Origin of the sequence: Desulfobulbus alkaliphilus (assembly GCF_016918545.1) — a bacterium.
GTDB lineage: Bacteria > Desulfobacterota > Desulfobulbia > Desulfobulbales > Desulfobulbaceae > Desulfobulbus > Desulfobulbus alkaliphilus.
In genome coordinates this window covers 31,703-58,211 of sequence record NZ_JAFFQC010000010.1, presented here as the reverse complement: position 1 = coordinate 58,211, position 26,509 = coordinate 31,703, and the positions used below count along the sequence as shown (strand labels likewise).

At 53.9% G+C, this 26,509-nt stretch carries 23 protein-coding genes; 15 read left to right on the top strand and 8 right to left on the bottom strand.

Features of this window, described 5'->3' with window-relative positions; translation table 11 throughout:
* The first annotated feature begins 116 nt into the window (after positions 1–116).
* The 9 genes from JWG43_RS07230 to JWG43_RS07190 all read left to right on the top strand — a co-directional run bounded on the left by JWG43_RS07230 (position 117) and on the right by JWG43_RS07190 (position 11,114).
* A complete protein-coding gene (locus JWG43_RS07230; RefSeq protein ID WP_205242211.1) occupies positions 117–1,646 on the top strand; it encodes a sigma-70 family RNA polymerase sigma factor in 1,530 nt (509 codons plus the stop codon).
* A gap of 7 nt (positions 1,647–1,653) precedes the next feature.
* Complete coding sequence (gene dprA / locus JWG43_RS07225) at positions 1,654–2,781, top strand: DNA-processing protein DprA (RefSeq protein WP_205242209.1); 1,128 nt, start codon at positions 1,654–1,656, stop codon at positions 2,779–2,781.
* 351 nt (positions 2,782–3,132) lie between these two features.
* Positions 3,133–3,795 carry a ribulose-phosphate 3-epimerase gene (rpe, locus tag JWG43_RS07220; protein WP_205242207.1) on the top strand — a complete coding sequence of 221 codons (663 nt, stop codon included), beginning with the start codon at positions 3,133–3,135 and terminating at the stop codon, positions 3,793–3,795.
* A gap of 29 nt (positions 3,796–3,824) precedes the next feature.
* The gene (locus JWG43_RS07215) at positions 3,825–5,423 is read left to right on the top strand and encodes a glucose-6-phosphate isomerase (RefSeq protein WP_205242206.1); all 1,599 of its coding nucleotides are present in this window, start codon (positions 3,825–3,827) and stop codon (positions 5,421–5,423) included.
* Between the two features lie 268 nt (positions 5,424–5,691).
* On the top strand, positions 5,692–6,978 hold the full coding sequence (gene dsrA, locus JWG43_RS07210) for a dissimilatory-type sulfite reductase subunit alpha (RefSeq protein ID WP_205242205.1): 1,287 nt from the start codon (positions 5,692–5,694) through the stop codon (positions 6,976–6,978).
* A 46-nt stretch (positions 6,979–7,024) separates the two neighbouring features.
* Complete coding sequence (dsrB, locus tag JWG43_RS07205) at positions 7,025–8,167, top strand: dissimilatory-type sulfite reductase subunit beta (protein WP_205242204.1); 1,143 nt, start codon at positions 7,025–7,027, stop codon at positions 8,165–8,167.
* A gap of 77 nt (positions 8,168–8,244) precedes the next feature.
* Positions 8,245–8,475, top strand: coding sequence for a dissimilatory sulfite reductase D family protein (locus JWG43_RS07200; protein ID WP_205242203.1), 231 nt, complete (start codon positions 8,245–8,247; stop codon positions 8,473–8,475).
* A 532-nt stretch (positions 8,476–9,007) separates the two neighbouring features.
* Entirely contained in the window at positions 9,008–9,742 is a 735-nt protein-coding gene (locus JWG43_RS07195) for a biotin--[acetyl-CoA-carboxylase] ligase (RefSeq protein WP_205242202.1), read from the top strand.
* A 400-nt stretch (positions 9,743–10,142) separates the two neighbouring features.
* Positions 10,143–11,114 carry a KpsF/GutQ family sugar-phosphate isomerase gene (locus tag JWG43_RS07190; RefSeq protein ID WP_205242200.1) on the top strand — a complete coding sequence of 324 codons (972 nt, stop codon included), beginning with the start codon at positions 10,143–10,145 and terminating at the stop codon, positions 11,112–11,114.
* 47 nt (positions 11,115–11,161) lie between these two features.
* On the opposite strand, the gene JWG43_RS07185 is transcribed toward JWG43_RS07190, so the two are convergent.
* Entirely contained in the window at positions 11,162–13,549 is a 2,388-nt protein-coding gene (locus tag JWG43_RS07185) for a ubiquitin-conjugating enzyme family protein (RefSeq protein ID WP_205242197.1), read from the bottom strand.
* A 353-nt stretch (positions 13,550–13,902) separates the two neighbouring features.
* Between JWG43_RS07185 and JWG43_RS07180 the strand changes: the two genes are divergently transcribed.
* On the top strand, positions 13,903–14,559 hold the full coding sequence (locus JWG43_RS07180; protein WP_205242195.1) for a DUF4388 domain-containing protein: 657 nt from the start codon (positions 13,903–13,905) through the stop codon (positions 14,557–14,559).
* Positions 14,560–14,668: 109 nt separating this feature from the next.
* Here the strand turns inward: JWG43_RS07180 and JWG43_RS07175 are convergent, their stop codons facing one another.
* The 5 genes from JWG43_RS07175 to larB all read right to left on the bottom strand — a co-directional run bounded on the left by JWG43_RS07175 (position 14,669) and on the right by larB (position 20,482).
* Positions 14,669–15,319 carry an HAD family hydrolase gene (locus JWG43_RS07175; RefSeq protein ID WP_205242193.1) on the bottom strand — a complete coding sequence of 217 codons (651 nt, stop codon included), beginning with the start codon at positions 15,317–15,319 and terminating at the stop codon, positions 14,669–14,671.
* Positions 15,320–15,329: 10 nt separating this feature from the next.
* Positions 15,330–16,022 carry an HD domain-containing protein gene (locus JWG43_RS07170; RefSeq protein WP_240193440.1) on the bottom strand — a complete coding sequence of 231 codons (693 nt, stop codon included), beginning with the start codon at positions 16,020–16,022 and terminating at the stop codon, positions 15,330–15,332.
* Positions 16,023–16,027: 5 nt separating this feature from the next.
* The gene (locus tag JWG43_RS07165) at positions 16,028–16,771 is read right to left on the bottom strand and encodes a YkgJ family cysteine cluster protein (protein WP_205242192.1); all 744 of its coding nucleotides are present in this window, start codon (positions 16,769–16,771) and stop codon (positions 16,028–16,030) included.
* Positions 16,764–19,331, bottom strand: a complete 2,568-nt coding sequence (gene secD, locus JWG43_RS07160; RefSeq protein WP_205242190.1) for a protein translocase subunit SecD — start codon at positions 19,329–19,331, stop codon at positions 16,764–16,766. The genes JWG43_RS07165 and secD overlap by 8 nt, the downstream gene beginning before the upstream one ends.
* 395 nt (positions 19,332–19,726) lie before the next feature.
* Entirely contained in the window at positions 19,727–20,482 is a 756-nt protein-coding gene (gene larB / locus JWG43_RS07155; protein ID WP_205242188.1) for a nickel pincer cofactor biosynthesis protein LarB, read from the bottom strand.
* Between the two features lie 376 nt (positions 20,483–20,858).
* Between larB and JWG43_RS07150 the strand changes: the two genes are divergently transcribed.
* On the top strand, positions 20,859–21,875 hold the full coding sequence (locus JWG43_RS07150) for a hypothetical protein (protein ID WP_205242186.1): 1,017 nt from the start codon (positions 20,859–20,861) through the stop codon (positions 21,873–21,875).
* The gene (locus tag JWG43_RS07145; protein WP_205242184.1) at positions 21,872–22,489 is read left to right on the top strand and encodes a P-loop nucleotide/nucleoside kinase family protein; all 618 of its coding nucleotides are present in this window, start codon (positions 21,872–21,874) and stop codon (positions 22,487–22,489) included. The genes JWG43_RS07150 and JWG43_RS07145 overlap by 4 nt, the downstream gene beginning before the upstream one ends.
* A 140-nt stretch (positions 22,490–22,629) precedes the next feature.
* Here JWG43_RS07145 and bamD read toward each other — a convergent pair whose 3' ends face one another.
* Both bamD and trxA read right to left on the bottom strand, forming a co-directional pair.
* Entirely contained in the window at positions 22,630–23,478 is an 849-nt protein-coding gene (gene bamD / locus JWG43_RS07140; protein ID WP_205242182.1) for an outer membrane protein assembly factor BamD, read from the bottom strand.
* A 164-nt stretch (positions 23,479–23,642) separates the two neighbouring features.
* A complete protein-coding gene (trxA, locus tag JWG43_RS07135) occupies positions 23,643–23,972 on the bottom strand; it encodes a thioredoxin (RefSeq protein ID WP_205242180.1) in 330 nt (109 codons plus the stop codon).
* A 485-nt stretch (positions 23,973–24,457) separates the two neighbouring features.
* Between trxA and hemL the strand changes: the two genes are divergently transcribed.
* The 3 genes from hemL to JWG43_RS07120 all read left to right on the top strand — a co-directional run bounded on the left by hemL (position 24,458) and on the right by JWG43_RS07120 (position 26,497).
* Complete coding sequence (gene hemL, locus JWG43_RS07130; protein ID WP_205242178.1) at positions 24,458–25,747, top strand: glutamate-1-semialdehyde 2,1-aminomutase; 1,290 nt, start codon at positions 24,458–24,460, stop codon at positions 25,745–25,747.
* A gap of 83 nt (positions 25,748–25,830) precedes the next feature.
* The gene (locus JWG43_RS07125; protein ID WP_205242176.1) at positions 25,831–26,058 is read left to right on the top strand and encodes an AtpZ/AtpI family protein; all 228 of its coding nucleotides are present in this window, start codon (positions 25,831–25,833) and stop codon (positions 26,056–26,058) included.
* The gene (locus JWG43_RS07120; RefSeq protein WP_205242174.1) at positions 26,051–26,497 is read left to right on the top strand and encodes an ATP synthase subunit I; all 447 of its coding nucleotides are present in this window, start codon (positions 26,051–26,053) and stop codon (positions 26,495–26,497) included. Before JWG43_RS07125 ends, JWG43_RS07120 begins: the two co-directional genes overlap by 8 nt.
* Positions 26,498–26,509 lie beyond the last annotated feature (12 nt).

Genomic DNA, 26,509 nt, shown 5'->3' with positions numbered 1-26,509 from the left:
TCTGATCCGCTGCGATGACGGTTCCTGGCGGGCGGCCTGCTGTTATCCCGGGAACGAAACCGACAGTTCTATCCTGGAGTAGGTACTGACCGCTCAGGCTGTTATGGGGAGAGATAATGAGTTCGGAAAATGACACCTTTGCAGACGAGTGGGCGCTACGTAATGGCATTGAACGTCGTTCTTCCCTGGATCGTCGAATGGGTGGCGAACGTCGCAGTGGCGATCGGCGCGGCCAGGGGAGCAGCATTGATCCTATGAATATCTATCTTCGGGAGATGGGCAGCCAGCGTTTGCTCAGCCATGAAGAGGAGATGGAACTTGCCCGGATGATGGAGGATGGGGAAACACGTATCCAGTATGCAGTGCTGCGCTTGACTCTGGGCGTGACCGCGTTGAACGATCTCGCTGAAAATCTGTTGCGGGGCACTTTGCGTATCAATGCCGTTGTGCGAGGACTCTCGGAAAACGATGAAGAGGAATTTGCCTCGGTACGTGATGCTTTTTTGGATCATATCGAAAAAGCCAATGAACTTGACGGGCGGCGGCGCGAGTTATTCGCGGAGTTGAAAAAAGCGGTCGGAGACCACACCCGGGAAACGCAACTGGTGACCGAAATCCTTGCTTTAGGCATTGAGATTTCCGATCTGTTCAAGGAGTACCGGTTATGTTCGAAGGGTATTCTTTCCGTTGCCGATGCCGTCAAAGAGTTGGCGCAAAAATTCAACAAGGTCCGGGTGGTCACGAGGCAGCGCGAATTGTTGCAGGCGGCGAGACTACAGAGCCTCGAAGAGCAAAGCACTCAGGTCAATCCCGTGGAGATCGAGCAGCGCATAACCCTTGAACTTGCCGAAACCATAGGGATCTCATGGCCTGCATTCATTGAGGTGCAGCAGGAAATTGAAATGGGCAGGGAAACCGCAAAACAGGCCAAGGATGTGCTGGTTCGCGCCAATCTTCGCCTGGTGATATCGGTGGCGAAAAAATTCTTGAATCGCGGTATGCAACTTCCAGATCTCATTCAGGAAGGAAATATCGGTCTGATGAAGGCGGTGGAAAAATATGATTACAAACGCGGGTACAAATTTTCCACCTATGCCACCTGGTGGATTCGACAGGCCGTGACCCGTGGTATTGCTGATCAGGGCCGGACCATCCGTCTACCGGTCCACATGATTGAAACGATTAATCGGCTTCTGCGTTTTTCCAAGGATTTCCAAAGGGTTGAGAGTCGAGAGCCCACACCGGAGGAAATGGCGGAACAGTTGGAGACAGATGTCGAAAAAGTGCTTGTGGCGCTGAAGACGGCCAAGGACGCTATTTCTCTTGATGCTCCGGTGAGCGATGAGGAGGATACTCTGCTCAGCGATTTTATTGAAAATCATGCCCACCCAGATCCGCAGGAACATTCCCTGACCGAAAGCCTGAAGCGATGTCTGTGCAAAGTGATGGGATCCTTGAGCCCCCGTGAAGAAAAAGTGTTGCGAATGCGTTATGGAATTGAAATCGGCTGTGATCACACCCTTGAGGAGGTCGGTCAGTGTTTTGCCGTGACCAGGGAACGTATTCGTCAGATTGAAGCCCAGGCCCTGAAAAAATTGCGCCATCCGTCAAGGAGTCAGGAGTTGCAGGCATTCATGACCGATTAGGCCAGTCTTGTACCTCTGCTCCGAAGCCGAAGACTGGCTGACGCTGACATTTCTCCCCGGGCTTGGCTCGACCTTGATCAATCGCTTGATCCAGGAAACCGGTTCGCCCAAGGCTGTGGTACGGACAGGTTCCCTCCCCCGAGGGATCCCTGGTATTGGATCTCAGCTGAGAAAGACTCTTGCCAGCCCTTCCCTTATCGCTGCGAGCCAACAACGGGCACGGCGTGAACTCGACCTCCTGCACCGCCATGGAATTTCCCTGCTTTCGCTGCACTGCTCGCAGTATCCGCCCTCTCTCCGAAACCTGCCTGATCCGCCGGTACTGCTGTATTGCCGGGGAGAGACCCACTGGCTCAAACGTCCGGCGGTTGCGGTTATCGGGGCACGCAGTGCCACTGAATACGGTCGACGGATCAGTTCCCAATTTGCCGCCGAGCTTGCCGCCACTGGAATCACCGTTGTTTCCGGAGGTGCGCACGGCATTGATGCCGCGGCCCACATCGGTGCACTGACAGCACCCGGCGGCGGAACGGTCGCCGTGCTCGGCTGCGGGGTCGACAAGGTGTACCCCCCTGCCCATGCAGCCTTGTTCAAGGATATTGCTGTTTCCGGTATGCTGCTCTCCGAATATCCGCTGGGCACCGCGCCGGAAGGATTCCGGTTTCCGGCCAGAAATCGTATCATCAGCGGTCTGGTCCAAGGCGTGGTGGTGGTGGAGGCCACTGAAAAATCGGGTTCGCTGATCACCGCCAAACTTGCTCTGGAGCAGGGCAGGGAAGTGTTCGCCGTTCCCGGCCGGATCGATTCTCCCAAAAGCCGAGGGACTCATTCGCTTATCCAGCAGGGTGCATGTCTTGTTCAATCGGTGCAGGATATTGTCGAAGGGCTGTCCTGGAAGATTGAGCGGGTGGAGTCGCTACCCCGCGGGCAGGATAGCAGTGCGATGAACCCCCTCGCGCCGGCAGAGGAGCATGTTCTTGCCTGCCTTGACGTGTATGCGCTCGATATCGAAGAGATCGTCCGAAAAACCGGCCTGGAGCTGATTGACATCCATCCGGCCCTCCTCGGTCTTGAATTGAAAGGGTATATTCGCCAGGTATCCGGTCAACGATACGAAAAACTGGTGGCCGAATGAGCTTCTTGTTTTTTTCTTGTGAATTGCTTGCGAACACCTCGGTTTTTCTGGAGAGTCTGGTATCCTGGATCCGTGAGCGTTCGTCCGTGCGTCGGCTGTATTGTCCTTGACCGTCCGATGAAAGGACACTTTAACGGACGGATACGGGCAATGAAGATGGCGTGCGGACGGTTGCCCGAAGGGCGGCTGGTGAAAGGTGTTATCAAGAATCCTGCCTAAATTGTAATATAATTACAGCAAGATATATTCTAAACAAGTAACCAGCCATCACGGATTCAGGGTAGGTTGCATCTGCCTGTGGGCGCAACGTTTTACTCCCGTTGCCAACCAATTTTTTGCAAGGATGATACTATGCGTTCCCTTATGATTGCCCCTTCCATTCTTTCCGCCGATTTTTCCCGACTTGGCGATGAGATCAGAGCTGTTGAGGCCGCGGGTGCCGAAGTGATTCATGTCGATGTCATGGACGGCCACTTTGTTCCCAACATCACCATCGGCCCTCTGATCGTCAAGGCCGTGCGCGCGGTCACCGCTTTGCCCGTGGATGTGCACCTGATGATCACTGATGCGGATCGCTATCTCCATGATTTCATCGATGCCGGGGCTGACTGGATCAGCGTCCATGTCGAAGCCTGCACCCATCTGCACCGAACCCTGGCCGCCATCCGATCCAGGGGGAAAAAAGCCGGTGCCGTGCTCAATCCGGCCACATCCCTGACCACCCTGGAGTATGTCCTGGGTGATGTCGATTTTGTCATGCTGATGAGTGTTAATCCCGGTTTCGGCGGTCAGTTCTTCATTGAATCGACCCTGGAAAAAATTCGCCGGCTCCGGGGGTTGCTTGATGCGGCCAATCCCCGGGCCGGTATTGAGGTTGATGGTGGAATCAGCCCCGCCACTATTGCCCGGACGGCTGCAGCCGGGGCCAATATTTTTGTGGCAGGTTCAGCCATCTACGGCCACAAGGATTATCAGGCTGTCATCAAGGAAATGAAAGAACTGGCCAGGGGCTGAGTCTCCGCCCCGGGACCAAAGGAGGATCCATGCAGTTTCATGATTTTTCCACCTACCGCGCTTTTAGTCGGCTGACCGGACTGGCCAAAAATTCCCACGACCTGACAGCTGTCAACGGACTGTCCCCGCAACGGATGAGCACCTTCAAGTCATCGATGCTGGGGTTTGATTTCCTATACGGTACCCAGCGTGTGAACGCAGATGTCCTCACTGCTTTGCAGGAACTGGCGGATGAGGCAGGATTGGTCGAGACCTTCATCGCCATGAAAAAAGGGGCTGTGCTCAACCGGATCGAGGGGTATGAGAGTGAAAATCGTCAGGTGCTGCATACCGCCTCCAGGGATGTTTTCGGCGAGCGACCCTGCGCACCGGAGGCGAGTGCCAGGGCAAAAGCAGAGCTGGCCAAGCTGCGGGTTTTTCTCGATTCCCTGGAAGACGGACGTATTGTCAATGGACAGGGTGAAGCGTTTACCACCATGGTGCAGGTAGGTATTGGCGGGTCCGATCTGGGGCCACGAGCCCTGTGCCTGGCTTTGCAGGCATACCGCCGGCCCGGTCGGTCGGTCCGGTTCATCGCCAATGTCGATCCCGATGATGCGGCTGAAGTCCTGCGGGACCTGGACCTGTCAACGACCCTGTTCAACATTGTTTCAAAAAGCGGGACAACCCTGGAAACACGAACCAATGAACAGTTGATACGGGCGGCCTTGCAGCAGGCAGGGCTTGATCCGGCCCTTCACCTGGTCGCGGTCACCGGGGAAGGCGGCCCCATGGATGATCCCTCCCGCTATCTCACCTCGTTGTACATGTATGATTATATCGGCGGACGCTATTCGGCGACCTCAATGGTCGGGGCCGTGGCCCTGGGGTTTGCCCTGGGATACGATGCCGTCATCGAACTGCTCCAGGGTGCTCAGGCCATGGATCAGGCGGCGGAAGAGGCGGATATCCGGGCCAACATCCCGCTGCTCATGGCGCTTCTGGGGATCTGGAACCATAATTTTCTCGGCCATGCCACGGTGGCGATTCTCCCCTACAGCCAGGCTTTGTCCCGTTTTCCGGCCCACCTGCAGCAATGCGACATGGAGAGTAACGGCAAGTCGGTCACCCGTGCAGGCCATCTGGTGCAATGGCAAACCGGTCCGATTGTCTGGGGTGAACCTGGGACCAACGGTCAACACGCTTTTTACCAGTTACTCCACCAGGGAACCGAAATTGTTCCCGCGGAATTCATCGGTTTTCGCTCCAGTCAGTATGGTGCCGATGTCGAAGTGGAGGGCACCGGTTCCCAGCAGAAATTGATCGCCAACATGCTGGCCCAGTCCCTTGCCCTGGCCTTAGGCAGGAAAGACCCCAATCCGGCCCGCACCTTTGCCGGCAATCGGCCGAGTTCCATACTCATCGCGGACCGACTGACTCCGCGAACCATGGGGGAACTGCTGGCCATGTACGAACATCGCATTGCCTTTCAGGGTTTCTGCTGGAACATCAATTCCTTTGACCAGGAGGGGGTGCAGTTGGGCAAAGTGCTGGCCGGCCGGTTGTTACACCGCATGCGTGGTGATTCTGAAACCGCTGATGTTGATCCGATCGAAGAGACTCTGCTGCGCGAGGCTGGGCTGCTCTGAGACAGGAATGTGGACCAGTGGTCAGAGGATTGGTCCCATGTGGTTACCAAGCTCCTGTATTGTATGTGGTCACAGGGACGCTTTTCATGGCGGGACAATGGCTTATGATTTTTTGTTGACAAAGATCTGTCAGGCGTTTATGCTCGCCCTCTGAATGAGCATTCAATTTGATATTGTGCGCTCCTGCCTGTATTGACGTGCAATTCTTGTTCAGGTTACTTAAATTTACAGGTTCATTTAACCCACATACTCTTTAGGAGGAACACTGATGGCAAAGCATGAAACGCCTCTATTGGACGAACTGGAAAAAGGTCCATGGCCGAGTTTCGTCACTGACCTCAAGCAGCAGGCCGAGACCAAGCCCGAGGTCTGGGACATCCTTGGCCAGCTTGAGCTTTCATTCAAGGATCGGATCACCCATTGGAAGCATGGTGGTATCGTTGGTGTTTTCGGGTATGGCGGTGGTATCGTCGGCCGCTATTCGGATGTCCCCAAACAGTTTCCCGGTGTTGAGCATTTTCATACCGTGCGTATAGCCCAGCCCTCGGGTCTGTACTACTCCACCGAGAACCTCCGCGCCCTGATGGACCTGTGGGAGAAATATGGCTCCGGCGTCACCAACATGCATGGCTCCACCGGGGACATGATCTTCCTCGGCACCCGCACCGAGAATCTCGAACCCCTGTTCTGGGACCTGACCCATGATCTCAAGCAGGATCTTGGCGGCTCCGGTTCCAACCTGCGTACCCCGTCCTGTTGCCTGGGCGAATCCCGTTGCGAATGGGCCTGCTTTGATGCTCAGGAGGTCTGCAACAGCCTGACCCAGCGCTATCAGGATGAAATCCATCGCCCGGCCTTCCCCTATAAGTTTAAATTCAAATTTTCCGCCTGCCCCAACGACTGTGTTGCCGCCATCGCCCGTTCCGATTTCTCCGTGATTGGTACCTGGAAGGACAACATCCGTATCGATCAGGCCGCGGTACAGAAATACATCGCCAATGATCCTGAATATCCCTCCAATGGTGGTTCCCATAAAGGCCGCGACTGGGGTCCATTCGACATTCAGGCGGAGGTTATCGACCTTTGCCCGACCCAGTGTATGTGGATGGAAGGCAACGAGCTGAAGATCGATGACTCTGAATGTACCCGCTGCATGCATTGCATCAACGTCCTGCCCCGCGCCCTGCGTCCCGGTCTCCAGAAAGGCGCCAGCATCCTCATCGGTGCCAAAGCGCCCATTCTCGACGGTGCCCAGTTCTCCACTCTGGTCGTCCCCTTTGTCGAAGTGAACAAAGAGAATGATTTCGAGGAAGTGGTCGACGTGATCGAGAAGGTATGGGACTGGTGGATGGAAGTTGGCAAGAACCGTGAGCGTGTCGGCGAGACCATGCAGCGTGTCGGTCTCCCGACCTTCCTCAGCGTCATGGAAGTTGAGCCCATGCCACAACATGTCAAGGAGCCACGCTCCAACCCGTATGTCTTCTGGAAGGAAGAGGAAGTCGAAGGTGGCTGGGATCGTGATATCGAGGAATACAGAAGGCGTCACGCAGCCTGATCGAGACCATTTACGCTAACGGAATTATTTATAAGGAGATATACTCATGGGTTACGATCCGAAGAATCCTATGGAAGGTCGGATTTCCGACTTGGGACCGCGCTATTACGGCGATTTCCTACCGCCGGTGATCAAAGAAAACAAGGGCAAATGGCTCTATCACGAGATCCTTGAGCCTGGCGTCTTGGTGCATGTATCCGAGACCGGTGCTAAAGTTTTTACCGTTCGCTGTGGTTCTCCCCGACTGGTTTCTGTTAATTATGTCCGCGATATCTGTGACATCGCCGACAAGCACTGTGACGGCTTCGTCCGCTTCACCACCAGAAACAACATTGAGTTCATGGTGGATGCCTTCGAAAAAGTCGCTCCGCTCAAGGAGACCATCAAGAGCTATGGCAACAAATTTCCTATCGGCGGGACCGGTGCCGGTGTGACCAACGTTGTCCATACCCAGGGCTGGATCCATTGCCATACCCCGGCCACCGACGCCTCCGGACCGGTGAAAGCGGTCATGGACGATCTGTTCGAATATTTCGGCTCCATGACTTTGCCGGCCCAGGTCCGTATTGCCCTGGCCTGCTGCCTGAACATGTGTGGCGCGGTTCATGCTTCTGACATCGCTATCCTCGGAGTGCATCGTAAGCCACCGATGATCGATCACGCCCGCATCACCGGTGTCTGTGAGTTGCCCCTGGCCATCGCCTCCTGTCCGCTCGGCGCGGTCAAGCCGGCCAAGGCCATTGTCAACGGTGAAGAAATCAAATCCGTGCAGATCAATGCCGAGCGGTGCATGTTCTGCGGAAACTGCTATACCATGTGCCCGGCCTTGCCGATGGCGGATGCGGAAGGAGACGGTATTGCCATCCTGGTCGGCGGCAAGGTCTCCAACGCCCGTTCGGCCCCGAAATTCTCTAAACTGGTGGTCCCCTTCCTGCCCAACACCACCCCGCGCTGGCCGGAAACCGTCGAGTGTGTTCGCCAAATCCTCGTAGCCTATGAAAAAGACGCCAAAAAATATGAGCGTCTGGGTGAATGGGCGGAGCGTATTAGCTGGGAGAAATTCTTCGAGAAAACCGGTCTTCCGTTCACGGAGAAATCCATCGATGATTATCGACTGGCCTATGATACCTGGCGGACCAGCACTCAGTTCAAATACACCAGTCATACTGCCGCCTATACCAACAAGTAAGACCTGATGATCCTTGATCGGCTCTGGTGTCCAGAGCCGATCAATTTTGTGTTTTATCCACCTTCCAGGAGCGCATTATGGCACTGAGTAAAGAAGATTTAAAAAAGGCAATAGTAGAAAAAGCCACCAAGTCCCCGAAACCGCAGTTGTATATCAAGGACTTTTACGCCTGCGACCCGGATGCCAAACCGCGGGAAATCAAAAATATCGCCAACGAGATGGTCAGAGAAGGTCTGCTGATGTTCTGGTCCTCGGGATCCACCACCATGTATGCCATTCCTTCTCGTATTCAGAATGAGGAAAAGTAAAAAAAGATGAACCCTGCAGGGGCCGTAAGCTGCAGACGTCACAGCAGACCTGCGAACATGTTGAAAATCTGCAAACAGCTGCCATGGAACTTGCATGGGCGATGCGGTAAGACCTGGGCATGAACAGGGGTGAAGCCTGAGGCCATCTCCTGGACCAGCACAGAAGTATCCTCATCAGTCAGGCCATATGTGAGCAAGCAGAGATTCTCTATGAATCTCTGCTTTTTTTGTTATCGTGTTCCTCAGGGAAAACAGTTGGTTATGGATGGCATCATCCCGGCAGTGTACCTGTGTACAAGTGGAGCGCTGGGCTTCTGGTCCGGGTCAGGCGATCTTTCTCCCCTGAATCCGTGACGGCCAGACTCTTGTTTCAGGATAATGCTCACGGATGCAGGTCACCGGTAGCCCAGAGAGGCTTCCTTTTTCAGCCCTCTGCATAAGGCCGGTTGCATAGGTGCATGAACGGGAGGTTGTGTATTGAGGCAAGAACATCTCGCTCCGGCAGGCCAACAGTACTTCTCTTCAACATACCGTGATTATCTTTTACGATCAAACCGACTCCACCAATCGCATTGCCTTTGACCTGATGCGACAAGGGTATCCCGATGGCACCGTTGTCCAGGCTGGTCAACAATCCGCGGGTCGTGGGCAGCATGGAAGACGTTTCAGCTCTCCTCCCGGGGGGCTCTATTTTTCCCTGCTTTTGCGGCCAAAATTTGATGTAGCCCGACTGCCTTTGGTTACCCTGGTCACTGGGCTCGCCTGTTGCCAGGTGATCGCGGCACATTTATCGCTTCATCCTCGCTTGAAATGGCCCAATGATATTTATCTCCAGGGTCGTAAACTAGCTGGAATACTCTGTGAAAACTCTGTTGGTCCCCCAGGTGATCCCCTGGCCAGCGGTGTGATCATTGGTGTGGGCCTGAATGTCAATGTCCGGCTCGAGGATTTCCCCGAAGATCTGCAACCATTGGTGACAAGCCTTTTTACCCACACCGGCAAGGAAGAAGATCTTGCCTCCTTATTGCAGACCCTTCTCGCTGCGATCAAGGGGGCTGTGGTCGCCTTAGGCAAAGAGGCGTCCTCCCTTCTCCATCAGTGGCAGCAATATGATTATCTTCTCGGGAAAAAGATTGAGTACACGGCAGGGTCGACCTCCCTGTTTGGTATTGGATCAGGAATAGATCACACTGGCCGGTACTGCCTGCTGGATGCACAGGGTGTGAAGCATCATATTATCGGGGGCCAGCTTCGCATCAGTTCCTGAAAACATCTGGGGTGTTGTTGAGCGGTTGACAACAACTTCAATCCAAGTTTGGAGCAGGTTGCATTCACCTGAATCCGTGACGGCTGGGCTCTTATTTTGGATATATCTTGCTGTAACTCACAGTATAATTGCAGCAGAATCCTTGAAGATAACCTTCACCAGCCGCCCTTCGGGGCGTCCGTCCGCACGCCATCTTCATTGCCCGTAACCTTCCGATAAAGTGTACTTTAATCGAACGGTCACGAACAACAAAGCTGACGCACGGACGAACGCTCACGGATCCAGGATTCTGCTTTGACCTGTGTCGCCCTCTTTCCCAGGGTGAACTGAAGAGAGAACTGACCATCATGATTGCGGGGAATTTAAGAGGACGTTTGGTTGTTGATCTGGAGGTGTACCAGTGACCACCGCATTGGCAAAAGAGGTCTTAGCTATTGAGGCTGAGGGGATCCAGGCGGTCCGAGACCACCTTGGGCAGGAATTTGAACAGGCCATCGATATGATCATGGCCTGCCCCAGTCGACTCGTGGTCACAGGTATCGGCAAGTCCGGACTGGTAGGTCAAAAGATTGCAGCGACACTCAATTCGACCGGAACCCCATCTTTTTTTCTCCATCCGGTGGAAGCCATGCATGGCGATCTAGGCATGGTGGCATCGACAGACGTGGTGCTCGCCATTTCCTACTCCGGCGAAACAGCGGAATTGAACACGTTGTTGGGAAGTTTACAAGAACGTGCTATCCCTGTGATTGCGCTTTGCGGCAATCCTGCATCACGGCTTGGCCGGCATGCAGAAGTGACCTTGAATACAGCTGTCCCCAGGGAAGCCTGCCCACTGGGTTTAGCACCGACCACGTCCACCACCGCAACATTGGCTCTGGGAGATGCCCTGGCGGTTGTTTTGCTGAACAGGAAACAATTTCGTGCCGAGGATTTCCGCCGCAATCATCCAGGAGGCAGTCTTGGCGAACGTCTGAAAGTGGCGGTCAGGGAGGTCATGCTCACTGGCGACAAGGTGCCCGTGGTGGGGAGGGAGGCAACCATGGAGTCCGCCATAGCAGAATTGAACCGGAAAAACCTTGGAGCTGTCTTCATCGTCTCGGAATCTGGTGCCCTCGAAGGTATAGTCACCGATGGTGATATCAGGAGATTTCTTTCATCCAGTGGCGCTGTTGAGAATGGAACGCTGGATCTGGTGATGACCCAGGATCCGGTAGCCATTACCGGCACGGTCATGGCCGCCGATGCCTTGAGTCTCATGCAGGAACATGAAATAACTGTTTTGGCGGTGATTGACGGTCAGGGCTTACTGGTTGGCATTCTTCATCTGCACAATCTGCTGGGAAAAGGTAAGTTCAGGTTTTTGATTTGACAGGATCGACTGACCGCCTCGGCAAGTCGATGCAGACCCTATCCCCCTTATCGGCCATGATAAATGGACCAGGTACCGGTCTTCTCATCAAACATATAATCCAGCTCCAGCTTGGACGAACTGCCCCTGCTGCGCTCTACGCAGCTGAGGGTGAAGACTATGGCCCCGTCCAGCTGTTTCAGGAATCTGGCCGTGGGTTGTGAAAGTCGGGAGCCTTGAAACGTAGGGTAGTGGGTTCGAAATATTGATTCGTAGTTTTCCTCAAGCCAGGCGATTTTTTCGTCGAAGGCCAGTTGTTTCTCATTCGCTTGTATTTTGTCCCCTATCCTGCGCAATATATGCCTGACATCCTCGTCAGCGGTAAAAACGCTGGCGCGAATCAGTCGCTCGGCCTGTTTACCATGCATAATCGCCCGGGCCAGATCATCATTTCGTTCGGCAAGAAGAATTTTGTCCTGAATTTGAGCAACTTTGACCAGCATCAGGGTCTTTTCGATCTTGGTCATTGATTCACCCACGGCATCCCGCAGGTTATCGGACTCGCGGGCCAGCAGATTGAGGGCCTGCTGGTATTCGTCGATGGCAAGCTGCCAGTCCTTTTCCTGGTATGCCATCCGGGCTGTCGAGAGAATGCTGTAGAGTTGGGCATTGACCAGAAGTCGATGCAGGTCCTGGCGATCCTGTGCATCAACTACATCGGGATTGTTGGTAATGGTCTGCTGGGCATGTTCGAGAAATCGTATGGTCTCCTGCCATTGCGACTGAGTAAAGGCTTTCCTGGACAGGTCAAGTTCGTGGCGAAAGGTGGCAGCGGTTAACCGGTCCGTAATTTCACTTGCGGTGCCAAGATCGGTAATCTGTTGGGAAATCTGGAGCGCCCTGCGATACGAGGCTGCTGCCTCGTCCCAGTTTTGCACCCGTTCGGCCTGCTCGGCGGAAATGAGCGCCAGGCGCAGTTCCAGTGCCTTGATTTGTTCCGGGATGCCGAGTTGATGAATGTCGATATCATGGTGGTTGGCATGATCCTCGGCCTGGCGATAGAGGGTGAGAGCTTCGGCGATTTTATCCTGATCGACAAGCATCTGCGCCTGGTCGGTCAACACCGTCAGTTCGCTCAGCGCGGTCGCGGTCGCAAAGGGGATATATTCTCCCTGGAAAAAAACGCGTCCCTGTAAGCCTTCCTGGAGTGCCGGCATGTTCAACAGGGTTGAGAGTTCTTTTTCCAGGGCAGGCTTGCGATATCGCAAGATGGTCAACTCGGCAAGAGCTGACTGGGCTGCGGCGAGTGTTTCCCGGGCAGCATCAAACTGCTGTTTGTCGATCAGCAATTGGCTTCTCAGGATATTTGCCTGGAATTGACTGAGAATATTCTGATCCTTGAAGTACAGAGAGATGGCACCGATGCATAACCCGAGGACGAGCATGATGGCAAGCAGGGGTTTAAAGGATATGCCCGGCGAGAAAAAATCAGGTTTGCTCTTTTTTTTCGCTGGCAGTGATTTTTCGCTTGGCGGTACGGGCCGAACTGCTGTTGTGGCTTTGGCGGATTCTTTTCCTTTGTCAAGACTGCCAACCGACTGGGCGAGTTGCATCGATTGACGGATTCGATCACCCAGCGCCTCGGCTCCGGGAGCATCGGCAGCCACAGCCGACAGATCGTTGACGACTTCAAGGGCCTCATCGAGTTTGCCCATGTCTTCAAGCTGTTCGGCCAGTTTGAAAAGCTGATCGGTTTTGCGCAGTGTTTTTCCGATGTTTTGCTGTATTTCTTCCCGATCCTCAAAATGAGGAGCAGGCGGCATGTCCGCCAGCAGTCTGTTGGCGGTGAAGATGCGGTTTTCTGCAAGCAGGTCACGGATCTGCTGTATGTCCGCGGGGCCGACGGTACGCTCAGGATCGAGAAAGGTGTCGTTTTCCAAACCCAACGAAGCAAAGGTGTCATCAACGAGACTGTCGAGGCCGATGTCGGACTCTTCGATTTCAGCGATATTGAGGGTATCCAGAGGGAGGTGCTGCTGATTGGCCTTGTACCATTCAGCAGCTTCCAGATTAAAGGGATCGTCAAGAGTATAGATATTGCCGCTGATCATCTCGCCTATATACAGGACAAGATCGGGTAGGGATGGATTCTTCTGCCATTGGTCGGCAATGCGAATGGCGGCTGGATCAAAATCCGGATGAAAACAGGGGGTGAGCGGTTTGGCTACGGGCGCGAAGTGAGGATAGCCAAAAGGAAGACTGATACGGACTCTATGGGTGGTTTCAATGGAAACGGCATTGTCAGCGTCCTTGACATATCCTTTAAGCCGGTATTCCAGTTCGTAATGGTCAGGTGGCTGGCCATCTGTTTTGATAAGGCTGATATTGGGATATAATTCAAGGAAATCCTTGAGTTGTCCGTAATCGTCAGCGAGCTGTTGGGAACCCATGGCCATAAGAGTGTCCTGTGGTGTGCTGTTGGTCGCGATTCAGGTCAGGTTGTATGGTGCTGGATATATCGAATAGGAAGCATATCGTGCTGTCCGGCGGAAAGGCACCGTTTGGTAGTAAAATTATGATATAGCATTTATGATGTTGAAACAAGCTGCTTTGGTGGCCATCGAGAAAAAGTGACCAGAAGCCGATTTCGAGAGCAACAGATTGGGTGGACCATGGTGCACAGGTACAGTACAATGGGTGTATATTCACCCATGACAGAGAATCCTTCAGGGCCGTGATAAAAAGAGAGGGTGCCCGGTGGCAAGATCTCTTAAACAAGAGTCCAGCCGTTACGGATTCAGAAAGACAGATGTCAGCATGTGCCGAAAAGGAAATGGATACCTTTCAAGCCTCATTTGAGATCACCCACGTTCGTCATTGTCCGATTTACGGGCTGGCGGAATGTTTTATTCTCACTGACAAGGCGGTGAAAATGCCGCTGGGGCGATCATCCTGCCTTATTCTGGTTCGAGAGCTCACCGGCCTGTTGTTGACTCTCTTGCCCCATGAATCCACACAATTCAGCGAGTTCCGGGAGCAGGTGTTTACCTGTGGTGGATGTACCGGTCTAATCAAATTCAAATTAAACCAGAAAGCAGTTGACCCCCACGCCATCACTCCGGCCGAGGCGGACCCCGGTAAGAACGAATCCGTTATGAGTGGTCATATAGAGGCGATTGCTCCGGCTGAATTGCTCCAGGTGTTTCACATGCACCAGAAGACAGGCAGACTTGTGCTTGCATTCGCAAGCGGTGCAGCCAGGGTCACCTTCCGGGAAGGAGGGTTACTGGCCGCCCGCTATGAAGATCTGGATAATCAGGAAGCGATCTATGCCATTCTTGCGGAAAAAAAGGGGACCTTTCAATTTTTCCCCGGTCTTCCTGACATCTTAATGAAAACACGGGAAATTGGTGATTTCATGATGATTCTCATGGAAGGGCTGCGGAGAATCGATGAAAGCGAATAGCTGCCGGGTTGACTGATTCCGGGGAGAGGATCTCCTGGATCCGTGAACGTCCGGCCGTCACGGTTTCAGGGATTTGTCTGCTCGGTAACGCGTACCGGAGGCAAGCTGGTCATGATGCACAGGTCTTTTCCTGAAAAGGCGGCAGGTTGATGATGCTCAGGAAATTATCCACATGGTAACGGGCATTCAGGGTTTTGTTTCTAAAGGCGATCAGATCAACCCCGACAGCGGCACAATGGTCACGATCGATAACTGAATCACCGATATAAATACTTTCCTCCGGCTCAACATCAAAGTGCTTGAGGATCATCTCCAGTCCGTCCGGCGCCGGTTTGGGTCTGGGTGCCGTGGATGCGGTGACGACCATGTCGAACCAGGGGCGCAGGGCATAGGTATCGAGAATGGTCTCCATGGTGTCGGTCCGGTTGGTGGAGATGGCGGTGTGGTAGCTGGGCTTGATGATCCGGAGGAAGGCCATCAGGTCTGGCTCCATCTCCATGTATTGCAGGTAGGGCCGATAATCGAGCTTATCGCGATACGCATTGACCGCATCCAGCGAAACATGATGATGGTTGCGAAAAATATGGCGCACCGAGTTGTGGACGTTATGGATGTGCACATAGTGAAGGTCTTCTTCATTCATGGGGGGGCAGGAAAAAGCGTCCAGGAGAGCGTTGTAGTAGTGACGGTTGGCCTCGCGTGAGCTGAACAGGACCCCGTCACAGTCAAAAACAACGAGTTTGAGTCTGAAGTGATGCATTGGCGATCAATCAGGAAAGGATGCCTGAAGTCTCCCTGGTGAGTTGGGCGAAAAAAAGTTCCATGAACGTATGCCTTTTTTTCGCTATTTGCCGTCCGATGGGGGTCAGCATCTGCCCTCTGACCCGAGACATCTTTACCCGGAATTCCCGGTACGCGGTGTCTTCGATGGAGTATGCCCGGGTTTGGGTGTGGTCCTGCTCGGGATTGTGCAGGCGGGCACCAATCTGTCCGGCAAAGAGAAAGGCGCGACCAATACCCACGGCTCCGATGGAGTCGAGCTTGTCGGCATCGAAAAGAATCCTGGCTTCAAGGGATTCCGGAGCTATCCCGCCACGGAACCGATGGGTACGTATACAGTGGCAGATGGCTCTCATGTCCTCGTCATTGTACCCGGTCTTCTTAAGCAACTCAGCGGCGATTTCGGCACCGTACCGCGCATGGCAGATCTTACCCTGGCTTGTCCTCTCTTCTTTTCGACCAATATCGTGCAGCAGCGCCGCCGGAGCAAGGATGTCGCAACGGGCCACCATGATTCGACCCATGACCAGAGCTGTCCGCAGGACCCGTTCACTGTGATCGGGTCCATGGGATCCCCCTTCGGCGAAAGAAAAAGAAGCACTGATGCTTCTGAGTTGCTGGAGGCGATCCGCGGCGCAGGAGAGCGCTGGTGGGGGCATGTTGGGGTGTCGTTGAGGAGACATGGTCGCTATTCTCCGAAAAATTCCTGCAGCAACCAGTGGATACCAAGGAGCAGGAGTTCTTCGTCGTCACCGGCCAGGCCACGCAGGTGGCCGGCATCCAGGGGGCGATGCAGGGCGATATGCCCGGCAGTCATTTGCCGCCTGAATTGATCAAGATCGTACAAGGCAAGCAGAAATTGATGGTGCTGATGGCGAGAAGGGCGGAATTGACCGCTTTGGATACGTCGGTGCTGGAGGAGGGGCAGCAGCAGATCGTTTTTTCGATTGTACTCCTCCATACCCTGGCTCGCAAGGTAGGTTGCCGTTGTCCGAGGCTCGGTTGATTCTGCGAATCCCAGGCAATGCGGCTCCTGAATCAGCACCAGGGTTTGCTCTGCCTGCGATGTCTTGGTCCATGCTGCGCCCCGGCCAATTGGATAGCCGCGGCAGCTTCCCGGTCGGTCAGTGTACACTGAGCAACCCGTTGCGCGGAGAAAAACGCAACTGGCCCGACCATCGTCGACCATGGTCAGGTAGCAGGTGGGAAAGGTTTGCTGGTTGTTCTGTTCAATGAGAACGTATTGATCGAGAAACCTTTCTGACGGGATCTGCAGGTGCTGTTTGAGTCGGAGAACGTCATAGGGCGACAGGGCAAGGTCCAGTTCTCGGCAGCACTCGGTGAAGCAGGCGACCCCGGGATGACACGCAAACACCAGGGGTTGTTCCGCCGTGGTCGGCTGGAAAGGTTGCGACAGTTGTTCCTCAGGCATGTTTGCTCCACTTGAGGGTGAGCAGAGGGCTGGCGATGAAGATGGAGGAGTACATGCCGACGATCAGGCCAACGAGGAGAACAAAGGAAAAGTCGTGAATAGCGATGCCGCCGAAGAAAAAGAGGGCGGCCACTGTGAACATCAGGGTCAGGGTGGTGATCACGGACCGGGCCAGAATCTGGTTGACACTGTTATTAATGATTTGATGAAGAGATAATTCTTCATTTTTACGCATGTTTTCACGAATGCGGTCAAAAACGACCACGGTATCGTTGAGGGAATAGCCGGCCAGGGTGAGCAGGGCCGTGACAATCAACAGGGTGATTTCTTTATTGAATAACCAGCAGATCCCGACAGCAACCAGAACATCGTGAAAGGTGGCGACCGTGGCGGCCAGGCCAAAGCGCATGTCAAAGCGCAGGGCAAGATACAGGACCACCCCCAGCATGGACAGGGCGATGGATAAAATGGCTTTGTTACGGAGGTCGGCCGAGATGGAGGCGCCTATCTCCGATTTACTCTCCAGGGAAAAGCCTGTATCCGGCAGCTGGTTGAGCAGAATCGCGGTGATCTGGTCACTTTCGTCACCAATGGTCTCCATCGCGACTTTCATTTTGACAATGAGCCTGTCTTCATTGGTCACCTGTTGCAGGTCGACTCCGGCAAAGCCGCCATCTGTCAGCGCACTGCGGACTTCTTCCAGGGCAAAGGGTTGTTCCGCCTTATATTGCAACATGCTGCCACCGGTGAAATCAACCCCGAGGTTGGCATGACCGCGGACTATTTGCACACAGGCAATAGTACCAATGAATACCATAATCCCGGAGACGGCAAAGGCAATTTTCCGGACCCCCATGAAGTTGAAATTTGTTGGGCCGATCAGGCTGAAAAAGCGGATGGCCTTGAGCCGTTTGAAGCTGAACAGGGTGTCATAGATCAGGCGACTGACGAACAGCACGGCAAAAAGATTGAAGATAATCCCCAGGCTCAGGGTGATGGCAAATCCTTTGATGGGGCCGGTTCCGAACAGAAACAACACCAGGGCGGTGATCAGGGTGGTGACCTGAGCGTCGACGATGCTCCAGTATGCCTTGTTGAAGCCGGAATCGACACCGGCTCTTGGAGATTTGCCCAGGCCGAACTCCTCCCGCATCCGCTCGAAAATCAAAATGTTGGCGTCCACCGCCATGCCGACGGAAAGAATGATGCCGGCTATGCCCGGCAGAGTCAGGGTGGCGCCGAACAAGGCCAGGCCTACAAAGACCAGCAGGATATTCATGGCCAGGGCAACGTTGGCGATGATGCCGGAAAGCCGATAATAGATGATCATGAAGGATATGACCAATACGGCTCCCAGCAGACCGGAAAAGAGGCCTCTATTGATGGAGTCCTGGCCCAGACTGGCCCCCACCGTCAGATTCTGAATCACATCGACCGGGGCCGGCAAGGCGCCGACCCGCAGAACGATGGCCAGGTCGGTGGCTTCTTCATGGGTGAAGTTGCCGGAAATCTGGGCACTGCCACCGAGAATTCTTTCCCTGATAACCGGAGCGGAACGGACATTTTCATCCAGAATGATGGCGAGCCTTCTGCCGACGTTGTTTTCGGTTATATTGGCAAAAACCTGGCCACCGTGGCCGGTAAGATCGAGACTGACATAGGGTTCGTTGAACGTTCCGCCGATGCGGACCTGGGCATTTCTGACCATGTCACCGGTCATCAGGATCGGGCTTTCCAGAAGGATGGGCACCCGTGATTCCTGTCTGGTCAAGTTGTCGACGACCCGTTCGAAATAGATTTCAGTGCCGCGGGGCAGTCTGTGCTGCACCGCCTGGTTCAATTGTCTTCTGCTGTCCCCTTCCTGCCAAAGTCCGGCCTGGACTACTTCGGCGATGAGTTGCGCCGGATTGATACCAGGGGCGTCTGCAACCAGTTTGAATTCCAGTTGCGCGGTCTGGCCGATGAGGGCCATGGCCCGGTCCGGGTCCCTGACCCCGGGAAGCTGCACGATGATCTGGTCTTCCCCCTGGCGGAGGACGAGCGGTTCAGCGACCCCGAATTGATCAATTCTGTTGCGGATTATTTCAAGAGATTGAATAACGGCATTTTTTTCGATAAAGTTGACTTCATCCCGACTGAGCTGGAGGAGAACCCGGGGAAAGGTACCTTCCTCGGCTTGAACCTGCGCGTCAAGGTTGGGAAAACTGTCTTTGAGAACCTGCTCCACTGTCTGCAGTACCCCTATGTTGGGTAGTGTAAAGAGAACGATCTTAGGATCTCCTGAATCGATGCGGACAGCGCTGATATTTTTCTGGGCAAGAATGGTTTTGAAATCCGTTGCGGCAAAATCCAGCGAGTTTTCGACCGCTTTGTCAATATCAACCCGGAGGACGACGTGTATTCCTCCCTGCAGATCGAGGCCGAGCTTGAGGCCAGCGGGAGCCATATACTGCTGCCACCATTCAGGTATATCGTCAGTCAGCGAGGGATAGAGGACCAGAGCGGAAAAAAAGAGCAGGAAAAAAACGGACCCTAATTTAAGTTTGAGGCTGGTATTCATTGACAAGGTACCTGTTGCTGGATGTCTCGACGAAAGGGACGGAATTCGCACATAAAATATTCAATTATACGTTGTTACAATTCTCGACGCAATGGTCGTAAGGTTTTTTTGTGAAAAACCTTGAATCCGTGAGCGTTCGTCCATGCGTCAGCTTCGTTGTTCGTGACCGTTCGATTAAAGTACACTTTATCGGACGGGTACGGGCAATGAAGATGGCGTGCGGACGGATGCCCCGAAGGGCGATTGATGAAATTGATTATCAAGGGTTTCGTTACAATTAAATCATGATTACAGCAAGATATATCTAAAAAAGCGTCCAGCCGTCACGGATTGAGGAAAAAGGCACTGGAGTTCGCTGTCTGCACACTGCGTTGGCGACCGTGGTAAGAGCCAGGTCAGGTTTTTCGATTGATGGCCGCAGCCATGCAGGCTGCACCGAACCCGTTGTCAATGTTGACAACAGCCAGGCCAGGCGCGCAACTGTTCAGCATTCCTAAAAGTGCGGCAAACCCTCCCAGACCGGCTCCATAGCCGATGCTGGTCGGCACTCCAATAACCGGCGAAGTGGTCATGCCGGCAACCACCGAGGGGAGGGCGCCTTCCATGCCGGCTGCGACAATAATCACCCGACTTTGTCGCAGGAGGTCGCTGTGGACCAGAATACGGTGGATACCAGCCACCCCCGCATCATAGACGGTCTTCACGGGATGACCATACCATTGCAGGGTGATGCGGGCCTCTTCGGCAACCGCTTTGTCCGAGGTGCCGGCGGTGACGATGGCGACTGTACCGGCGGCGATATCCTGCGGAATGTGGTGGTCGTTGCCGGTCAGTACCCTGGCTTCGGGATGGTAGGTGAGGCCATCCAGGCGGGTGGTGACGGCTGCCGCTTTTGCCGGTGAGACCCTGGTTGCCAGAACAACGGCCGAGGCCTGCTGCAGTGCTCCGAGAGTTTCCACCAGTTGGTCAGAGGACTTGTTTTCACCAAAAACTGCTTCGGGGTACCCGGTGCGGAGGGTGCGATGATGGTCGAGGCGGGCCGAGGGCAGAACCTCCACGGGCCAGTTGCGCAGTTGATCAAGGGCATGCGTGACTTCAAGTTTTCCGGTGCGCACTTGATCGAGCAGAGCGGTAAGATGTTGTTCGTTCATGAGAAGGTCAGATATGTTCGCCGTCGTGGTGGGCTGCGATCGTGGCACTCGACACGTCGTCAAGGGTGGCGGGAAGGGGCATATTGAAAAAAACCAGGCGTATTTGTATAGTAACTTCAGTGAAATAGATCCAGAGTAACAGCTCAGCCGTCAGGGATAGCGAACAGATCAGAACGGTCGATCCCGGCTGGCAGCGGAACGCCATGACCGGAGAGTTGGGTTGCTTGCGGCCTTGTACCTCCCTGACCGTCGAGCGGCTACGAACCTACCATGAGGCAAGCGAGACGTAAACAGTTTACGCCTAAGATTGCTTCTGTTAGATTGCCGCCACCTCTTACGAACAACCGGGCCGTCCGTTACGGCCGAAGGATATTCCATGACCAATTCCCATCTTCCCCTTTTTGTGCAGGCTTTGTTGTGGCCGGATTGCTATGCGCATCCCGCAGCCGATATCCGCCTTGTTCAAACCCATATTTCCTATGTGATCCTTGCTGGTGAGTATGTCTATAAGTTCAAAAAACCAGTTAATTTAGGTTTTCTTGATTTCACCACCCTGGAAAAGCGGCGCTCTTACTGCCAGCAGGAACTGATTTTGAATCGTCGACTCTGTCCGGACATCTATCTCAGCCTGGTTGAGGTGACCATGTCTCCGGAAGGAGGATGGGCATTGGATGGTGCCGGAGAGGTGATGGAGTATGGTGTCAAGATGGTGCGTATGCCGGAAGAACGGATGATGCCGCAACTTATCGCCTCCGGCACTTTACAAAAAGAGCATATTGAAGCCCTGGTGGAGGTGCTGGCCGATTTTTATCAGCGGGCGGAAAGTGGAGAGGCGATCAGTCGGTTTGGTACCGCTGCGGCGGTTGGCGTCAATGTCCTTGAAAATTTTACCCAGATCGAACCTTTTATCGGCCAGGGAGGGTTGTCAAGGGACCTGTTCAATATGCTCTCCGAATATGCCCGACGATTCCTCGCCAGAGAGGAACTCTTTGCGCAACGTATTCAGGGCGGGTTTATTCGCGACTGCCACGGCGACCTCTATTCCGCGAATATCTGTCTGGCGGAAAAGGTCTATATTTACGATTGTATAGAGTTCAACGAGCGTTTTCGCTACTGTGACGTCGCCAGCGATGTCGCTTTTCTGGCCATGGATCTGGATTTCCACGGTCTGGAGACATTGTCCCGGCGGTTCATCGAGGCCTTCATCAAGAGAACTGGTGATACCGGGTTGACGGAAATGATAGATTTTTATAAGGTCTATCGTGCCGTTGTGCGCGCCAAGATCGGGCTGTTGACGGCGAATGATCCGGCAGTGGCGGAATTGGTTCGGGCCGATTGCCTGGTCAAGGCTGCTCAATATTTCCAGCTTGCTGCCCGGTACACCGCAACATGACCGCGGTAAAAGGAGGGGCACCTCCGGGCAAGGCGGCCATAGCCATACTGGTTTTTGCCGGCATGACCGCTTCCGGTAAATCGACCCTCGGTCAGGTTCTGGCACAGAGATACCAGGTTCCGTATCATAATAGCGATCGGATTCGCAAAGAACTGGCAGGCCTTCAGGCCACGGAACGGAGGCCGGACCAGGTCGGGGCGGGGATTTATTCCACAGCCTTTACAGAGGCGACCTACCAGGCCATGCTCGATCGGGTCCGTGATGATTCTGCCCATGGGGCTGCGGTGGTGATCCTTGATGGGTCATACAGCCGCCGCCGATATCGTGACGCGGTACGGGGGGTGGCGCGGGACCTGGGTGGCTCTGCTGTCTTTATTTTCTGCATCTGCCCTGATGACGAGGTTCGTCGACGGCTTGAGCAACGTGCAAAAGATTCCAGGGCGGTCTCTGATGGTCGCTGGGAGATTTACCTGCATCAGAAAAAGACCTACGAGCTACCGGATGCGCTGGAAGAGGGTTCGTACATTCTCCTGGACACGGAACGACCGGTAGAACGGCTGGTGACAGACCTGGAGGCCCATCCTTATATGTGTGGTCTTCTTCCGCCCCGGTGAAGAAGCCCTGGATCCGGGGAGCGGACGCGCGAAGGGCGGTTGGTGAAGGTTATTATCAAGGATTCCGCTGCAATTATAATCTGCTTACAGATAAAATGAATCTAAAATAAGAGTCCAGCCGTCACGGATTCAGGAAAAAATCAATCCCTGTCGCTGCCGGGATACTCACCATCTCCCATGGGTGACAGATCGGTTCGGGTCAATGCCTCCTCATCAACGCTGTCTCGCTCAGAGGTCATGAAACGAGGCAGCCATCTGCCAAGTCCCCAGACTGGGGGATTGTCTGCTTCCAGGCGATCAAGAAGGGCCCTGGCCTTTGGAGCGATGGTCGACTCAGGGTACACGGTCAGCAGGTAATTGAGCCGATGCTTGGCTTCATCGTACCTTTTGGTCCGTACGTAGAAAACCGCGACCATGTATTCGTGGTTGATCAGAAATTCTCTGGCCTCCTCTATTTTGACCCTGGCCTCGCCGGCATAGGGTGATTGTGGATAGGCTTGGAGCAGGCGGGAAAAGGATTGAATGGCATCCTGAGCGCTCGACTTGTCCCGGTCTATGCGGTCGGTACGCTTAAAGTCACTCATGCCGCTCTGAAAGAGGACGTAGGGGATGGCCTCGTTGGTGGGGTAGCGTTCCTCAAAGGCTGTGTACAGCGCTTTGGCCTCTGGGTATTTTCCGCTGTAATAGTGGGCATCGGCTGCTTTCAATTCGGCGAGCATGGCCTGGGGACTGAAGGGGTGCTCATCGAGAATGGTGTTGAAAGCCTTGATGGCAGCGCTGTAGTTGCCGACATCAAAGGCCTCCATGCCTTTGATGAGCAGCATCTCAGGTTGCTGATCCAAAGCTGGTTGCTGTTCACCAAAGGTAAAACTGCTGAACATCCCTTCAAATGTGGCACACCCGGAGAGGCTGAAACCTGTCAGGGCCAGGAAAAGCAGCAGCGCGAGAAGGCGGTGATTTGCCGGGTGTGAGTGCCGCATTTTCATCATGTCCTTTCCTCGCGGCCTTGTCTGAACTTCTATAACCTGATTACAGTTAATATATTCCAAAAAAGCGTCCAGTTGTCACGGATTCAGGCATGGGGTACAGTGGCTTGCCTGAATCCCGCCAAGGTGGGCGGAGAACGTCTTTCCGGAAGCCGTATCTGAAAGGATCAGAGGGCCTTGTTGATAAGGTCCTGCAATTGTGATTTACCGACAGCACCGGTGATCTGATCGACAACTTCACCGCCTTTAAACAGGATCAGGGTGGGAATGGCGCGGATACCGAACTTTCCAGGGGTTGCCGGATTGTCATCGACATTCATTTTGGCAATAACGACTTTGCCGTCGAATTCTGCCGCGAGTTCATCGATTACCGGACCGATCGCTTTGCACGGGCCGCACCAGGGGGCCCAGAAATCCACCAGGCAGGGAAGATCGCTGCCAAGAACCTTGCTGTCGAATTCGCCGTCTGATACATGTGCTACTTTGTCTGTTGCCATTGATGTGTCTCCTTGAAGAATAACCGTGGGAAAAACGGTGAAGATATGTTGCATTTCCGCCGGTTATTTGTTGAATAAATGTAAAATTGTACTCTACCTCGCTCATTTTCTGGTGACAAGAAAAATGTAACATCTTTGCGACTCTGTCAATGATCAAATGGGCTGAAATCATTTTTGCTTTTGACAGGGCCGAAACGACCATGCTATATACCCCGGTATCAGCGAAGGCCCGATATCGGGCATTGATTATCCTGAATCCGTGACGGCTGAAATTTTGTTTTGGGTATATCTCGTTGTAATTATTTTATAATTGAAGATGGACCCTTGGCAATACCTTTCACCAGCCGCCCTTCGGGGTATCCGTCCGTACGCCATTTTCATTCCCCGTAACCGTCCGATAAAGTCAACTTTAATCGAATGGCCACGAACAACGAAGCTGACGCACGGACGAACGCTCACCGATTCAGGATTATTGCAGGAGAGAGATGAAAACCGAACGTTCGGCAGAGCTTTTTGCCCAGGCGCAAAGGTCTATCCCAGGGGGAGTCAATTCACCGGTCAGGGCTTGCAGGTCAGTGGGCTGCGATCCGCTTTTCGTTGCCAGCGCGGCTGGGTGCCGGCTTGTTGATGTGGATGGCAACACCTTCATTGATTTTGTCGGTTCCTGGGGACCCATGATTTTAGGGCATGCCCATCCGGAGGTAGTGGCGGCAATCTGTGAGGCCGCCGCTGCCGGAACCAGTTTTGGAGCGCCCTGTGCTCTTGAGGTTGCGCTGGCGGAACGGGTGCGGAGCGCCATGCCCTCCCTTGAAAAATTGCGATTCGTCAATTCCGGCACCGAGGCCACCATGAGTGCGGTTCGGCTTGCCAGAGGGTATACCGGCCGGCGGATGGTGATCAAATTCGACGGTTGTTACCACGGGCACGCCGATTCGTTTCTGGTCAAGGCCGGGTCCGGGCTGATCACGCTCGGCATTCCGGGAAGTCCGGGGGTGCCTGGAGATATCGTTAAAAATACCTTGTCCATTCCGTATAACGATGTCGAGGTTCTCGAACAGACGCTGCGGGATGAAAAACTGGACATTGCCTGCGTGATTGTCGAGCCGGTTGCCGGCAATATGGGCGTTGTGATTCCGGATCCCGCTTTTCTCCGCACCCTGCGCAGGTTGACCGCCGAGTTGGGTATTGTTTTGATTTTTGATGAGGTGATCACCGGTTTCCGTTTGGCCGCGGGGGGCGCCCAGGAACGGTTTGGAATCGAGGCTGACATGACCTGCCTTGGCAAAATCATCGGTGGCGGCTTACCCGTGGGTGCATATGGTGGTAAAAGAGAAATCATGGATATGATTGCCCCCGAAGGTCCCGTGTATCAAGCCGGGACTCTCTCCGGCAACCCTCTGGCCATGGCCGCCGGCCTGGCCATGCTCGACGTTGTCGGCCGCCCCGGCTTTTATGAAGAACTGGAAGAAAAGAGCGCCTGGTTTGGCGAGGAACTGGAACAGATAATTGCCAGGTCGCCGGTGCCCGTGGTTGTCAACCGCATTGGCTCGATGATGACCTGTTTTTTTAGCGAAGGACCGGTGACCGATTTCACTTCGGCCATGCGGGCTGATACCGAGCGCTATGGTCAGCATTATCGTCAGATGCTGGCCCAGGGGATATGGTTGGCGCCTTCCCAGTTCGAGGCGGCATTCATCTCGTCGGCGCATCAACGGAATGACTTGGAAAAAGCGCTGACTATGACTGAAGCATCATTCAAAAAATTGATGGTTTAATTAAAAAATTATTGCGCTGGCCCGTCGCGCATGCTACCAGTAGCTTCACCGATAACGTCCGGGCCAGAAGGACAGGATACCAGATGGCTGATGAACGTAGGGAGATGTTCAGACAATTGGTACTCTACAGCCATGTGGGGATGAGTTTCGTTTTTTCAATCCTGATCGGCTTCGGTCTGGGTTGGGTGCTTGACCACAAAGTATTTTCTGGCAAGACGGCACCTTATTTGACCTTTGTTTTTTTCGCCTTCGGTATTGTCGCAGGCTTTAAAACCCTGTGGACACTGACTAAACAAATCAGCAATGACTGAAGAAAAAACGCAGACTGGTGCTGTGGCCGACCCTTGGGAATTGGCCATTCGCCGCATTATGATCTTCAGTCTGGTGTTGCTGGTGTTGCTGGCGGGATGCGGTTGGCTTTTTTATTCCTGGGTTTTTGTCAGGTCCGTGCTCATCGGCGGCTTGCTGGTGAACGTCAGTTTCTGGTTGTTGCAGCGCGATGTCCATGGGTTAGTGCACAAAGTAAGTGCATCCGAGGACCGGCATGCGTCGTTGATTCGTTTACAGAAAACCCAGTTTATGCTGAAATTTTTTGCCAGACTGGTGGTCCTTTTTTTACTTTTTGCCGTGTTGGCCTCCAGGATGACGATCGACATGATCGGCCTGACCCTGGGACTGATGACGGTCATGTTCAGCGTTGTCATTATCGGCTTGAGCACAGGGTTATGCAGGATGCCGAGCAAAGTTTGAGGAGAGTGTAGG